This is a genomic window from Kamptonema animale CS-326, from assembly GCF_028330895.1.
GTDB lineage: Bacteria > Cyanobacteriota > Cyanobacteriia > Cyanobacteriales > Microcoleaceae > Kamptonema > Kamptonema formosum.
Genome location: NZ_JAQMUA010000454.1, coordinates 1 through 13593 on the forward strand (window position 1 = coordinate 1; position 13593 = coordinate 13593).

At 43.8% G+C, this 13593-nt stretch carries 16 protein-coding genes and 1 CRISPR repeat array; of the genes, 4 read left to right on the plus strand and 12 right to left on the minus strand.

Annotation, left to right across the window (positions count from 1 at the left end; genetic code table 11):
- Window positions 1-22: 22 nt before the first annotated feature.
- Window positions 23-1239: a CRISPR direct-repeat array (repeat unit 36 nt; unit sequence CTCCCTACTTTGTAGGGAAACTAATTGAATGGAAAC).
- 314 nt (window positions 1240-1553) lie between these two features.
- The 11 genes from PN499_RS26400 to PN499_RS26450 form a co-directional block, all read right to left on the minus strand.
- Window positions 1554-1886: a hypothetical protein gene (locus PN499_RS26400; protein WP_272036127.1), complete on the minus strand. Its 333-nt coding sequence runs from the start codon at window positions 1884-1886 to the stop codon at window positions 1554-1556.
- Window positions 1886-2089 (minus strand): hypothetical protein, encoded by a 204-nt coding sequence (locus PN499_RS26405; protein WP_272036128.1) that lies wholly within the window; start codon window positions 2087-2089, stop codon window positions 1886-1888. Before PN499_RS26405 ends, PN499_RS26400 begins: the two co-directional genes overlap by 1 nt.
- Before the next feature lie 56 nt (window positions 2090-2145).
- The gene (locus tag PN499_RS26410; RefSeq protein ID WP_272036129.1) at window positions 2146-3033 is read right to left on the minus strand and encodes a hypothetical protein; all 888 of its coding nucleotides are present in this window, start codon (window positions 3031-3033) and stop codon (window positions 2146-2148) included.
- A gap of 31 nt (window positions 3034-3064) precedes the next feature.
- Complete coding sequence (locus PN499_RS26415) at window positions 3065-4951, minus strand: hypothetical protein (RefSeq protein ID WP_272036130.1); 1887 nt, start codon at window positions 4949-4951, stop codon at window positions 3065-3067.
- A gap of 3 nt (window positions 4952-4954) precedes the next feature.
- Complete coding sequence (locus tag PN499_RS26420) at window positions 4955-5506, minus strand: hypothetical protein (protein ID WP_272036131.1); 552 nt, start codon at window positions 5504-5506, stop codon at window positions 4955-4957.
- A 4-nt stretch (window positions 5507-5510) separates the two neighbouring features.
- Complete coding sequence (locus PN499_RS26425) at window positions 5511-6383, minus strand: hypothetical protein (RefSeq protein ID WP_272036165.1); 873 nt, start codon at window positions 6381-6383, stop codon at window positions 5511-5513.
- A gap of 63 nt (window positions 6384-6446) precedes the next feature.
- Window positions 6447-6770, minus strand: a complete 324-nt coding sequence (locus PN499_RS26430; RefSeq protein WP_272036167.1) for a hypothetical protein — start codon at window positions 6768-6770, stop codon at window positions 6447-6449.
- Window positions 6767-7054 (minus strand): hypothetical protein, encoded by a 288-nt coding sequence (locus PN499_RS26435; RefSeq protein ID WP_272036170.1) that lies wholly within the window; start codon window positions 7052-7054, stop codon window positions 6767-6769. The genes PN499_RS26430 and PN499_RS26435 overlap by 4 nt, the downstream gene beginning before the upstream one ends.
- A 112-nt stretch (window positions 7055-7166) precedes the next feature.
- Window positions 7167-8708: a hypothetical protein gene (locus tag PN499_RS26440; protein WP_272036172.1), complete on the minus strand. Its 1542-nt coding sequence runs from the start codon at window positions 8706-8708 to the stop codon at window positions 7167-7169.
- 45 nt (window positions 8709-8753) lie between these two features.
- A complete protein-coding gene (locus tag PN499_RS26445; RefSeq protein WP_272036174.1) occupies window positions 8754-9080 on the minus strand; it encodes a hypothetical protein in 327 nt (108 codons plus the stop codon).
- A gap of 61 nt (window positions 9081-9141) precedes the next feature.
- A complete protein-coding gene (locus PN499_RS26450; RefSeq protein WP_272036176.1) occupies window positions 9142-9495 on the minus strand; it encodes a hypothetical protein in 354 nt (117 codons plus the stop codon).
- Between the two features lie 637 nt (window positions 9496-10132).
- Between PN499_RS26450 and PN499_RS26455 the strand changes: the two genes are divergently transcribed.
- Genes PN499_RS26455 through PN499_RS26470 form a run of 4 tightly spaced genes read left to right on the plus strand, consistent with a single transcriptional unit; the run spans window position 10133 to window position 12673 of the window.
- Window positions 10133-10471, plus strand: coding sequence for a hypothetical protein (locus tag PN499_RS26455; protein WP_272036178.1), 339 nt, complete (start codon window positions 10133-10135; stop codon window positions 10469-10471).
- Window positions 10472-10491: 20 nt separating this feature from the next.
- Entirely contained in the window at window positions 10492-10836 is a 345-nt protein-coding gene (locus PN499_RS26460) for a hypothetical protein (protein ID WP_272036180.1), read from the plus strand.
- Window positions 10837-10844: 8 nt separating this feature from the next.
- Entirely contained in the window at window positions 10845-12092 is a 1248-nt protein-coding gene (locus PN499_RS26465; RefSeq protein ID WP_272036183.1) for a hypothetical protein, read from the plus strand.
- The gene (locus PN499_RS26470; protein ID WP_272036186.1) at window positions 12089-12673 is read left to right on the plus strand and encodes a hypothetical protein; all 585 of its coding nucleotides are present in this window, start codon (window positions 12089-12091) and stop codon (window positions 12671-12673) included. The genes PN499_RS26465 and PN499_RS26470 overlap by 4 nt, the downstream gene beginning before the upstream one ends.
- A 277-nt stretch (window positions 12674-12950) precedes the next feature.
- Here PN499_RS26470 and PN499_RS26475 read toward each other — a convergent pair whose 3' ends face one another.
- Window positions 12951-13325, minus strand: coding sequence for a hypothetical protein (locus PN499_RS26475; protein WP_272036188.1), 375 nt, complete (start codon window positions 13323-13325; stop codon window positions 12951-12953).
- Window positions 13326-13593 lie beyond the last annotated feature (268 nt).

The following is a 13593-nucleotide window of genomic DNA, read 5'->3' on the forward strand; positions in this document are numbered from 1 at the left end:
CTGCAACTCTTGTCGCCGTAGTCTCCCTACTTTGTAGGGAAACTAATTGAATGGAAACAGCCAAAATGCTCGTAGCCAATCATCTCTTCACTACACACTCCCTACTTTGTAGGGAAACTAATTGAATGGAAACCCTCTAAAAAACACTCCTGCATCACAAAGCGAAACCATTGCACCCTCCCTACTTTGTAGGGAAACTAATTGAATGGAAACTAGCTAACCAACTGATTAGGTCAGTTTGTAACTCTACAGCTAGGTGTCTCCCTACTTTGTAGGGAAACTAATTGAATGGAAACACCACGGAACGGCCATCAGCCGAAGAGGAGACGAGAATCATCTCCCTACTTTGTAGGGAAACTAATTGAATGGAAACGACGACACGACTACATCGAACACCATCGAACGATTCGGCTCTCCCTACTTTGTAGGGAAACTAATTGAATGGAAACATCCAAAAGTTCTTTTTCTGCTAGCCCTTGATATTTGGAGTAAGCGCTCCCTACTTTGTAGGGAAACTAATTGAATGGAAACAGGCCATCTCTATCCAATTCTGCGTCCCTTTCTCTCTGAGACTCCCTACTTTGTAGGGAAACTAATTGAATGGAAACCTTGTGGAGTTGATCAGGTTTTGCCAGATTTGATCGGAGTAACTCCCTACTTTGTAGGGAAACTAATTGAATGGAAACGATTCTTCCAGAGGGGCGGTCTCTTACCATTCAATCCATCTATGAGACTCCTCCCTACTTTGTAGGGAAACTAATTGAATGGAAACATCCCAGTAAACAGTCCAGATCCCAGGATTTAATCTTTGTGCTCCCTACTTTGTAGGGAAACTAATTGAATGGAAACCCTGAACTACCAACGCATTGATTGTGTTGGCCGCTCCCTACTTTGTAGGGAAACTAATTGAATGGAAACATCACGATGTACTCGTCGAACATCCGATCCCCATAAGCTCCCTACTTTGTAGGGAAACTAATTGAATGGAAACTCTAGATGACATCTATCGTGGTGGGATAACCACTGCTCTCCTACGAGGAGCTCCCTACTTTGTAGGGAAACTAATTGAATGGAAACCACCGAAAGCTTGTTCAATTGCCTGTTTAATTTGGCTAACTCCCTACTTTGTAGGGAAACTAATTGAATGGAAACAGGAGCGATCGCCTCATACCAGCTCACCCATTTTTGCTTGACTGTTCGGGTCTCCCTACTTTGTAGGGAAACTAATTGAATAAAAACTAAGAACGATCGCATAACCATAGAGCAAACTTTGGCAGCGATCGTTATTTTTTGGGAAGCATAAGAATCAAGCTAATGTTAGCAAAACATCATATTCTTCAAAAAATTGCCCGATTTTCCGTGCCTCTAACTGTAAGTGACGAGCAGCTTTAGCATAGTCAGCCGCACTCAAAGCCTCCCCTGTAGCAGCGATCGCGACAGGGCCCTATTTGGAGTGTGCCTGTACACGGCTTGCCGCATTGCTGAAGCTTATTCCCTGACTGCCACCATTTATTCAACAGGAATAAATCCTGGCATTCATGCAAAAATTAGATTCAAAATCCACCAGTAGTCCCACTATCCTCATCATCTTGATCTGATTGCCGCATTTGAAATCCCCTACTAAGAATAAACCCCTCCACAGCTTTTAATCGATTTCTAACAGCTTGAAACTCGGATTTTATCAGTCTAAATCTGGCGACAAGTTCATCATATTTTTTTTCCATCTCACGCTGAAGCGCATCATAATTTTTTTCAGCCTCATGTTTCTCCGACTTCACAGCAAAAAGCAGAACGACAGAGATTACCCCAGAAAAAATACCAACAACTCCAACAAGAATTTCTATAAAATTCTTGGCATCAATAGTAACCATTAAAATAGGTCGCATTAGCTACTCCTGTGAACATCTCGACCAGAGCCAGACGGATAAAGTATGCCGCACAAAGCGCCAATAGCGCCAGTAGCGGCAGAATTCAATTCGGGAGGAATCTTCTTGTCTGCTGCACTCAATCCAATCATCCCAATAACAGAGATTATGGCAGTCAGAGAAATGCTTGAAATGATTATTTTGTGGGTTGTAGAATCAAGCATATTTCAGGATTTTTTGTTGAAAATAGCACATTAACGAGAGTCCCGAAACGACGGACTTAGACAAATTTATGAACGTAATCACAGGACTCTCCGCGATACCCCAGACAAATCGTGGCAGGCACTTTCGCTAATTCTTTCCCGCACACAAAAATATCGTTCGCGAAATCGGGATATGCGGGATTTGGCTCTATATATTGTAACTCTTCTCTGTGAGTTATGGGGATTTTTAAAGTTTGTTTTACTGCATTTTTGAATAAATTTCCCGGCTCCAGAATAGCACCTTCCTCGTGTACGATTGACGTTACCAAATAATGCCGAATCTTACACTGATAAGGCGGTGGACAAACGACTGTTTCAACTTCCTCAATGCACCCTGATATCGCTGTCCTGTAATCATCGGGAGGTTCTTCAAGTGTTGTCGATGCCATTCTAAAAGGGAGGATCACCTCTGTCTTTACAGAGGGCGACCCTGGATTAAAAGGAACATCACACTGATAATTCATCGTGCCTTTATAGTAAAGCTGCTTCCCACTTGTACCTCTACTATCTTTACCGGGAGCAATAGTTTTGCCAGAAGCCGGCAAAAATTCATGATAGATATTAGACCAATACTCACCCACAAGTTTTATACAGAGAACTGGTGATTTCTCGTTCTCAACAAACAGAGCCACAACTCGCCGACATATATCAAGAATATCTATATTTTCGGCGAGAATTATCGAAAAGGTATTTCCCGATGCTCTTATAAATTCTAGTTTTCTAGGTCGAAAATCGGAGTCGGGACAGGGGATTTCCATAGATGGCAATAACTTAAAAATAGATATCAATTCAGTCAACATAGAAGTATTTACATCCGAGGGTATTATAAACCGGCCAGTGGTGAGGAGATGCCTCCCGCGATCGGCGACATACTTAATACCGTAGGAGTGATACTTCTTAGCCATTAATAAAATATTGAATAGTCATATTCCATATTCAAAATTTAGAACGTGGAATAGAGAAACCGTCCCCAAGATATCGTAGGGAAGCATAATTATCGCGATTAAAAAAGGAACTAGGACTATTAGCACGAGAGAGCGACAACTGAGCTGGAGGAATAGAATAACTAATTCCAGCAAGAATCATGTTGCGTCGCTCTACAGCCGTTTTCCAAGCAATAAAATCATTTACCTGAGTAGCGGAGAGTGCCTTTGGAGGAGGAAATGCCGCACTCGCCGACGTAAGACCTAAATGCTTCAATGATTCAGGAACAGGAGGGAGTGGGATCGAGTTACGCGGAGCAGAGGAGATTTTGCTAGGTAGAGGCAACCGCGAGTTCGGCGACATGGAGCTTGTTGCCCGTAGCTGCGCGTTTATGTCTGCTAGGTTAGCGTCTAAAATTTCAGGCAGACGAGCAAAGCGATCCTGAAGCATCCGAATGCTCGCCTCACGATCCCCTGAGTAAGGAAAAGATTGCTGACCAACAATTCGATCAACATTTTCCGTTAGCCGCCCCAGAATTTCGCCTTGCAAGAAATAGTTAGGTTTGTAACCGAAAGATTTCCCGATCAGGGATTCAGTTTTATCTATCGCCTTTTTAAGCGATCCAACACTATATTCTGTTGAGAAAGCCTCAGCCTCTACCTGAAGCAAATCTGATTCATATCCAAGCCATGACAAAGCAACAGATTGAGTTGAATAATGGAAACTATCGCGAACATTCTGAACATAAGCATACTGGAGAACATCTTTATCCTGAAAACCGATTGTCCGAAAAGGATATCTCAAGCTATCATCTTTTCTAGACAAACTCTGAAAGGCTCTATTCTGGAGAAAATGTACTGTCTCGTGATAGGCAACTAAACTCTGAAGAAAAACAGTAGAGCCAGAATAATCAGAAGGAACCGAATCCCTCAAAAAAAGTCCTGCCCTGTTGTTCTCATCAAGTTCTGGTGCTCGATAAAAACCAAGAGCATCACGAGCCTTTCCAACAAATGCGGAATTGGAGATACTCACATCAACATTTTCACTTTGCAAAAATCTAGCAACTTCAGAGAGCGCTCTTGCGGGATCTCCACTGACGTTATAGACTAATCCACCAGGTTGAACAAACAATAGATTACTAACATTGTCTCCCGCGATACCACCTTGAGATTTAATAATCTGTTCTACAACCCTTCTATTCGCCTCATTTCCAGCACTATTACGAACACTCCTCGATCTCAAACCAAAAGACTCAGCAACTAAACCATCCGGAATTTCAACGGTCAAACTCCTAGCGGGACGTTCAAAAGGAACGAGATTATTGTTAACAGGAACTAAAACACCAAATCCATTATTAATATAATCGATTGTGTTATAACCAGCGTTTTCAGGAATTCCTCGGTCGAAATTCCGATCTCGACCTCTAAAATCAATCCCCAAAGGAATCGTAAAAGATTTATAACCACTGAAAAACTGTAATTCATCAGCAAAACCTCCACCAAAGCTCAACTCAAAACCAGTAGCCCCTTTCCTGACACCAACAGAAAAGCCAGGAATACGATCGAGACCAATACCAGCACTAAGATAATAATTATTAGCCCCTATTTCTAAGGTGGCAGCAACCCCGTATTTCCCCAAGATAATAGTGGGAGTTATCTCTATTCCCAAAACATTAAAGGTTTCGCTAGCAGAGATATCAAAAGCCAATTTACGCTTGAGTAGGCTATACTCGACATCTAAAGAAAAAGAGATGCCGAACAACTCAAAATCTTTTTTCAGTACAACACCTATAGGAGCGCCCAGGCGTTCTTTGCTCACCAATAATAACTGACCGGGAAATTGCAAGGCTATGCCGAAGCTTCTGGCTAGATACCTTTGAATCAAAGTAAAAATATCCACTTATTACCTCCCATATTTTTGATAACAAGCCCGACCTCCACCACCCTTGATACAATTAGCCAAACCAGAATTACCGTAATTTATTCCACTACCAACGACAGACGAATAGCTTGATTCATAGCAACCTTGACCCCCTTTATTCTGAAGACAACGCTCTACTATCAAAGAATTAGTCCCTCGTTGAGGCACAATCGGAGCCATAGGTAAAGAGGATTGAATTGGCACAACCGGAGCCGCAACTAAAGGTGCGCGTTGCCCCAAATCTTTAAATAGAGGAGGGGAAATACCCGCATCTCTAGCATCAGAAATCAATGGGGGTATAAGTCGCTCACCCTTAAGAGTTCTCCCAAAGTCTCGGACAACTCTTTGACTTTGCTGAACTGTATAGTCAACACCTTTTTTAAATCCTTCGAGACCTTCACCAACAGCCCTAACGAACTTGCGAGCACCTATCCTTGTTGCACCAATAGGGTTATCTGGGTCTAATTCCGTAGCACCATCTCGCCCATAGCCACTGGGATAAGATGTGGATTGATAAAAGTTATTTGTTGGCATTTATTTACCTGCCATATTTTTGATAACAAGCCCTGCCACCGCCGCCATTAATACAATTAGCTAAGGCAGAGTTACCGTAATTTTTTCCACTGCCGGCAACCGATAGATACTTCGATTCATAGCAACCTAAACCGCCGCCATACTTGAGGCAATTATTTACTAATTGCAAGCCTCTGCCATCATTGAAACGACCGCGTTGATCGGCCGTTAATGCGCGGACAGAGGGAACTATCGCCTGCAATTTTTTATCTTCAAAAACTTCGCGACCGCCCAGCCGTGTCCCATAAACGCTTTGGTCACGGATTGGGCCAAGCCGTTGAACCCTAGACCTAATCTGAGAATCAAAAACAGCAACATCACCCGCAAACCTAGCTATTTCGGCATTAGCATTCGCTTCTACAATCTCCCCTAAATATCCAAGAATCGCTTGAGCATTGCCAATTAAATCCGTCGTTGCGAGAACTTGATCGAACGCATTCCTTACTGTCAAACTAGGCAAAAGACTCAATTTCCCATCAATTTTCGGCCCCACAGCAGCGCCAATTTCGGCCGAGCCAAAACCTTCAAGAGAAACGCCAATTACACCCGCAATACTCCCAATGCCAACCCTTCTGCCAATAGCCTTCAGACCTGCAATTTGCCTAGCGCTTCCTACTGCTGCACGAGCCGTCCCCTTGATAGTTGACCCCGAATCAATCGCGCCAACGATGCTGCCAACAGGTGGGAGAAAAGCATTAATTTCCTTAAGAGAAACAATAGGAATTTCCCCTCCGGCATACACAGAAAACTTACCGAAATCGACACCGAAAACAATGCGGCCATCGTTAAAAGGATTGGGATCGAAAATCGTCTCAAATTTCTGAGGCATATTAGGCATAAGAAATCAGGCCGCAATGCTTAGTGCATCCAGCAGTTGTCACAAATTATCGAATCGAAAGATTTACATAAAGATCAAGGTGTTTTCTTGAGCCTTGGTGCGAGATATAGGGGGAGATGTAGGGGCTGGCTCTTCAATCTTTTTTGCCGATTTAATTGGAAAATTTAGAGCCAGGTAAGTATAGGCTGCCTCTGGGAAATGAAAGTCAATAACAGTCTCGACTTTCTCACCAGATAGAACACTTACTCGGACAATGTTTGTATTTGAGTAAGGAGAGATCCCGCCCCGCTCAAGGGAGACACCTACGCCCTGAGAATCAAAGAATCCAAACGGCTCTCCCTGACCCAACACCTGCAACAAATAAACTGACCAATCAGCGTTTTTCATATCGAAAAATTTATTGCCGGAGTTAAATCAGCTACGTCAACACCAATGTAGGCAATATTGCCTTGTTCAGTCATTTTGCTTTCAACTAACAGTGCCTTTACCTCTTCCACTGTGCTGAAAGACAACAAATCGCATTTCTCAGGCTCAATACAATTAGTTTTCGCTTCCGCAAACTCGATCCATTTAGGAGTGAAGCCAGAAGCAGATTGAGTTACTTCAGATAAAGCATGGATAGCCAAAGTTCCGCTATCCGTCACTTGAGTTTTCAAAACTACAAACCGCATAAATTCAGAGCCACTTTACAAGTTTTGAACAAAACTGAGAAGTGCGATCGCCGAATTTTCCGAAATTGTGGAAAAATGTGCGATCGCCATCCCACTACCAGCAGCCGCTAACTTACCCAGCAGCTACCAAAACAGGCGAAGGAGTAAGATTCGGCGTAAGATTCGGCTGCGGGCCATTATTCGGGAGTCGAATCCCGCCGCCACCACCACCATCAGGGCCGTAAGGCTGATTACCAGGTATGCCACCGCCACCGCCGCCGCCACCAGGAGGCGAAGACCGGCCGCCAGGTGTTGAAGAACAAGTAATGCCAAATAGCCCCAGTTTTTTGTGAAGCTGGTCATCACTTTCGCCTTCGTATTCAAGGCAAACGGTTGCGGGGTTTGCGGCGAGTTTTTTGCCGCAAAAACAGACATCCTCGACCGCTCCACCTGAAACGGGAATAGCTGTCTCTCTCGTCCCTGGGGCTTCGCCTCTGCGCGAGTTGGCTGGACGCTCCTCTTGAGTCACGTAAGTAACGATGTACTTTTTCGGAACGAGTGAATCCCGACCAGGGCAACTAAAGGGATTGGGATTCATCCAAATACAGCCGGGGAGATTTCGACTGGAGGCCAAAAGTCGTTTGCGATCGCGATACCACTGCGGCCGATAAGCGATCCACTTGTTTACATCAAAGGTATCCCCTGTAGTAAACAGCCCAGCACTCAAGCCCGTAATTTGACTGAAAAACTGTAGAGGGGGAACATCGAACTCATTCGGATAGTTCGCCTCCATCAGATAGTTGGAAACATCATTCCTGAAATCGGGGCGAGCCATCATCCGGCCCTTGGTGAGTTCAGCCTCGTTATACCCCAAAAATCCAGCCTGAGATTGATAGATCATCGCCCCAGAGAAGCGATGCTGCTTGCCATTCCGATAATTGCCGACAGGAGTAGTATCGAAGCCCGGAATCGGATCTATCTGGCGAATTCGTTCAGCTACGTCGGGATCGTTTGTATCGGCCAGCATCTCAGGATGGAGATTAATCCATTCTTCTCCTGACAACTTGATACAGACAATTGGATTTTGAGGAAAGCGGCTATTGATGTAATTGTAAATAGCAGTTGCAACACGACGAACCCCGTAAACCAGACCGGTGAATCCAAAGCCAGAGTAAGGATCTCTGAATAATTGAGGGATACCAACAACGAGAGGCCGACCCTCTTCACCACCAATATTAGTCAACGCCTGACCCGTAACATTGACGTAAATATCATAGGGGGCGGGGGCAACAACAGAAAAGCTACCAATTCTGCGAGTGAAGGTTAACTTCCTCGGCTCAAAATCGGAATCATTGCAAGTAGGATAAGTCCGATAGAAATCGGGAAATCCCAACCCCGGCCTAACTGGGTAGGCGGCCCCACTATCAGGCGTGAATCCCAGCATTTTAATTATCTCAAATGCCGTATCTTCTATCCGCCCAGAAACGACATCATCTGGGGAACCAGGAGAAATATTCCCACCACCAATATCAGGAACTTCAGGAAGTTGTTCCGTATCCCGATAAAAATTAGTCCAGTCCGAGGGTACAAAAAATTTGTCCTTAACCATGTGAACCGTCCCCCTGTCGCTCACATAGTAGGGAATCCTATAAGTTTGTGCTCTATCTCTTGCCATTTTTTTTCAGCTTCCGCATTACTAACAAACAGAACAGGCTAAAAATTAGGCTGGTTGAGTAGAACCTCCTGATGTTGGTGTTCTTTCAAAAGACACCGCAAAGATATGGTTTTCGTTCCCATTTTGAAGCGGCGTAATGGTGAAATTAACACCCCATCTATCCGGTTTGAAATCATCGGGTAGATTTTGGGTGCGTTTATTGAAATTCAAAAGAGCATGATAGTAAGCTTCACCTGGATCGGTCGCTTCATCAGCATCAAGGCCCGGAACATTCGTTATATCTAATGTTCCTGCACCGACATCAAATAGAGCGCCAGTAGTCGTACCGCCGATATCGAACTGAGACTCCGTGGGTTTTTTGTAAGGGGCCATTCTTTTATCTCCTAAGTATGCTAATTAAGTAGGCTAAGAAAGAGGAATAGATAGCGGAGAATTAACCGGGATTGGTTTCGCCTGTTGTATCTTTACTGCGTTCAAAAACGCAGTAAAATGTGTGCCGCTCATTCCCACTTGAGATAGGGGAGGGCTGGACTTGTTTATCAATAATCCATTTACTTTTCTGAGCGCCCGTTAGCCTCCGAAAGCGTTCAACCCCTCCCTGCAAAACCTGGAACATCGCTTCTCCAGGGTCGTCCGCCTCGTCAGCAGTCAGATAAGTTAGTCCAGCAAACCCGATATTTCCTGTTAGCCCAGGCCCAGTAGTAATGGTCTGAGCGCCTGTCATTGAAGGCGAAGAACCAGCTCCTAAAGCATTCCAATCCGCCAAAGTTGGTGCAGCGTATGGCATAAATATTTTTTACGTGGCGAAAATAAGTTGTCTTTTTTACCCTAACAATTTTTTTGAAAGATTGGGGATTTTTCGCTTAAAAATTACTCGTCGTCTTTGAATAAGAAAGCGAGGAAGTTATGCTAAATTAAAAAAGCACTTGAAAAGCGGCCGTAGAACTTCTTCCTAGCAAATCTTAACGCCATAGAAGCGAGACAAAAGTGATAGAGCTGACAAATGGAACAGCATATAAGGTTGATATATGTAGCTCGATATTAACCCTAGTATATCAAGGCACTGTATTCGATCCAGTATCAGAAAGGATTAAGTTAAAATTCCAGGCGAATGGAGTAATATCCTTCATAGAGTCAAATAGGATATCAAAGATAGAGGCTGCTTAATATGTCATGTCAAAACAATCCTCACGTACCCAGGAAAGGGAAGAAACATAACAGATTCTATCCTGGTACTTATTACAATCTGGCGGGAAGCAATAGAGACCCGCCTATTTGTATCCCTATCAAAGCCTATTGCGCGAAATACTTTCTATCACGCTCTCAAGTGATTCGAGCAGTCAAGGCGAAATATCTTTGCGCTGTATCTTTTAAGAAAGCGCTGTACGTAGAAGATAAGCCCATAGCACACCTATCTTGTTGATATGCCAGTACAACCAACTCTCGCGCAATTCTTCGGTGCTAATGCCACCGAAACAGCTACGGAACTAACGGTGGTGAAGGCAGACTTAGTGTCAGCAACGACACCAGCCGCGTTTAATTACACGCCGACTTCAACGACAGACACGGCGGAAAAGAATGCTTTAGCATTACTCCATAGATGGAGATTAAATCAAGATACTTCTGCTGATGCTCAATTCAAAGTATCAGAGTGGCAACCTAGCTTGGTGCAAATCAATAGTAAATGGTACACCCGCTATAGGGCAACGATAGATATCACTGTTGAGCAAGCAACAACACAGCCTAATCCTAATGACGTTTAAGGAGATAAGGAGATAATAGTATGGCAGTTGAACCATCTTTAGCGGCACTACTTGGTGCCGGTGCAACGCAGACAGCTACAGAGATAGTAATACCAAAGGTGGGGTTGCAAAGTGCTAGTGCTGCATATCAATTCACGCCCGCAGCCGACAATAGAGCAGAGCAATTGTTTTTGGCCATCTTACTTAGAGCGAAAGCTGGTCAAGATACATCAGAAGATTCACAGATGCGAATCAGTGAACCTCAATTTTCGTTGGTAAATGTACCGAAACCCGGAGATCCAGAGTACGTGAAAATCCGATATCAATACACAGTACAGATAGATATAGACGGAATCACGAAAGAACCATCACCAGATGGAATTTAGGAGTAAAAATGCCAAATATTATTGAAGGGATTCAAAACAGAGCTAATCGCATAATAGATGCAGCGAAAAACACTAGCGTTGATATCGATATAAATCCATTTAACGATTCAAAAATTGGAGCAACAGTCCGTAGCGGTAGAAACGCGCTAAATATAGGGATAGGAGTAGATGCTGGGCAAGGGGCTGGTGAAGCAGACAAGCTAGGACAAATAGGGATTGAAGCAAACATCTCAAGAGATGGTGTTGGATCGGTAGGTATTGGGGTAGGAATTGGAGGCAAGAGCGGACTACTCCCCGACCCCGAAATAAACATAAAAAATGCAGAGGGAAGAGCAATAATAACCTCTAGCCTAGAAACCCTGGCAATTGAATCGGGACAGTCACTCTTGGAAGGCGGTGTTGCGGCAATAAAATCCGACTTAGAAGCAATTAGACTAAGAAAAATATTGGCTGAGATGGAGGCTAACTCCAGACAAGGACAATCGAGAACGAAACAAACACCTCAAAACAACAGTCAAAAAACTCCGCAAAACACTAGCCAACAAAAACCTCAGAATAACAGTCAAAGAACTCCGCAGAATACTGGTCAACAAAAACCTCAGAATAATAGTCAAAGAACTCCGCAGTTACCAAGTGCTCAGGGTAGAACAATTCCTCAATTCGGAACCCCACAACAAACAATAGCGCCAACAGGACGAATACCTTCAGAACTTACCCCAAGGAGAGAAGCGACACAACAACCATTTACTATTCCCACAGATATACCAAAAACAAATACACGACTACCTAGAAAACCACAGATAGGAGGTAACACAACGCAACAGAATAGTGGAACAAATCAACGCAATGGTGGTATCACTCTAGGTAATGCACCGCGACAAAATAGTAGCCCAAGTCAACGCAATGGAGGCATTTCTTTCGGAGGCAATGGAGCGCCGCAACAGGATAGCAGGGTAAATCAACGCAATAGTGGTCGCACCATAGTATCTCCTGAAGAACTAGAGGATATTAGCGCTAATAACCCCAATAATAAACCTAGAATCGTTCAGCCACAACAAAACTCGGAACCGCGATCGGCGTATCGATTATTAAGCGCCCGCGAAAAACAATTGTTTGATTGTATTCAAAATGGTGGGGGTGATGCTTGCAATAAAAAGTATGGGGAAAGTGCACAGCCATCGAGCAACAACAATAACGATGAAGGCTTCTCTCTGTCGCTAGGAGATCCTTATATAGGAATGGGAATTCAAGAATGAGCAATCCCTTGCCAACTAGGAGGAAAACTATTGCCAAGAAATTCACGAAAGACGAGCAATCTCATGTTCTTTTCAAACCCGGAGAATTCGATTACTCCAGCGGAGGATATAATACGCCATTAAAGTACGACGGAGAGATACTATCCCTTAGAATGAAAGCCAATATATATTCGCTGCCGACACTAACAATCCCAGACACATCAGATATTGTTTCGCAAAAGGAATTAGATTTAATAGTAGAAAACATTAAAGGATGGAGCAAGATAGGTTTTGGACTGTTTTACAAAGCTCCTGACGGCTCCGAGTATTCTATAGGAGAAGTCTCCATATATCCAATCCAACCATTTTATCAAGCTAGTTTGTCAGAGTTACTATCCGACCTAACAAGACATCCAATACAGCATGATTGGAGCTTAATTGGTCGAATTATTAATTATGGGTATGGGATATTAAAGGGAAGCAACACTTCTGCAAGTGGCACACCATTGCCGGATGACGAGGTGATTATTCATGGGGCAGCGATGGAAGTTGGCGAGTATTTAACAAATCTTGATTGCCAACCATTCACCTTATTAAGCTAGAAACTATGGTGAAACTAAGAGGTATTGGAAAAGCGGCTAAATCAGGACTAGATATATTGAATGATGCAATAAAAAATCGTCTAGGTGTTGGCGGGCCACCAGCATCACGAAGTATAACAAGAGATACTATCGACTTAAAAAAGACACCCCCAAAAACTGAGCTACAAACTTTACAGGAAAATAGCAACACTTTCACTCCAGCAAATAAAGGAGGGAAAGGCAGAGGAATAGGGAATATCCCTTTAGAAAAACCCGACATTCGTCGTCGGCCACAAATTCAAGATAAACCAGAGAACGTAAGAAATCCAAATTTCCCCCCAAAGAAAACACCTATACTTCCGCTAGTTCCACCTTTAATTCCACTAATTCCACCAAAGCCTAAAACGGAACCCGTTGACGATAGCAAAATACCGTTCCCGCCAACACCGCCAGAACCTTCTCCCATATCTCCAAGACCACAACCCAAACCGAGAGATCCGCGAATTCCACCAGAGCCACAAAACGAAGGGCCATGTACAACGGTAATTCCCGGTATACCTCCGGGAACTATCGTGCCATTAGGCGAAAGAAGGATTTGGCGATTAACTTGGAGCGACGGTTCTCCACGAGAAATACCATATACTCTCCCCAATCCGACAGCTTCAAATGGCATCGGATGGAACTACATCATTTATGTCAGAGATCCAGCGAATGGATTCACCGGATGGGCCGGCTGGGGGTGGTATGCAGCAGCCAGTCCCGGCACACCAGATAGGATAGTCGAGATTCCTTGTCCTCCCCCTGGAGTCGATCCTCCAGAACCTCCAGATAAACTAGAAGAGTGTCCTGAAGATATGAGCGGATGTGATTGTCAAACTGTTTATCAAATAGTTCAGAGTCTACTTGCAAAATATTCCGCAGAGACTCAAAATCACGTAACC

What these genes read in the sequence shown, in the direction of transcription:
- PN499_RS26400 (WP_272036127.1), bottom strand. Translation starts at nt 1,886, where the DNA reads ATGCGACCTATTTTAATGGTTACTATTGATGCCAAGAATTTTATAGAA.
- PN499_RS26405 (WP_272036128.1), bottom strand. Translation starts at nt 2,089, where the DNA reads ATGCTTGATTCTACAACCCACAAAATAATCATTTCAAGCATTTCTCTG.
- PN499_RS26410 (WP_272036129.1), bottom strand. Translation starts at nt 3,033, where the DNA reads ATGGCTAAGAAGTATCACTCCTACGGTATTAAGTATGTCGCCGATCGC.
- PN499_RS26420 (WP_272036131.1), bottom strand. Translation starts at nt 5,506, where the DNA reads ATGCCAACAAATAACTTTTATCAATCCACATCTTATCCCAGTGGCTAT.
- PN499_RS26425 (WP_272036165.1), bottom strand. Translation starts at nt 6,383, where the DNA reads ATGCCTAATATGCCTCAGAAATTTGAGACGATTTTCGATCCCAATCCT.
- PN499_RS26430 (WP_272036167.1), bottom strand. Translation starts at nt 6,770, where the DNA reads ATGAAAAACGCTGATTGGTCAGTTTATTTGTTGCAGGTGTTGGGTCAG.
- PN499_RS26435 (WP_272036170.1), bottom strand. Translation starts at nt 7,054, where the DNA reads ATGCGGTTTGTAGTTTTGAAAACTCAAGTGACGGATAGCGGAACTTTG.
- PN499_RS26440 (WP_272036172.1), bottom strand. Translation starts at nt 8,708, where the DNA reads ATGGCAAGAGATAGAGCACAAACTTATAGGATTCCCTACTATGTGAGC.
- PN499_RS26445 (WP_272036174.1), bottom strand. Translation starts at nt 9,080, where the DNA reads ATGGCCCCTTACAAAAAACCCACGGAGTCTCAGTTCGATATCGGCGGT.
- PN499_RS26450 (WP_272036176.1), bottom strand. Translation starts at nt 9,495, where the DNA reads ATGCCATACGCTGCACCAACTTTGGCGGATTGGAATGCTTTAGGAGCT.
- PN499_RS26455 (WP_272036178.1), top strand. Translation starts at nt 10,133, where the DNA reads ATGCCAGTACAACCAACTCTCGCGCAATTCTTCGGTGCTAATGCCACC.
- PN499_RS26460 (WP_272036180.1), top strand. Translation starts at nt 10,492, where the DNA reads ATGGCAGTTGAACCATCTTTAGCGGCACTACTTGGTGCCGGTGCAACG.
- PN499_RS26465 (WP_272036183.1), top strand. Translation starts at nt 10,845, where the DNA reads ATGCCAAATATTATTGAAGGGATTCAAAACAGAGCTAATCGCATAATA.
- PN499_RS26470 (WP_272036186.1), top strand. Translation starts at nt 12,089, where the DNA reads ATGAGCAATCCCTTGCCAACTAGGAGGAAAACTATTGCCAAGAAATTC.
- PN499_RS26475 (WP_272036188.1), bottom strand. Translation starts at nt 13,325, where the DNA reads ATGCCATTTGAAGCTGTCGGATTGGGGAGAGTATATGGTATTTCTCGT.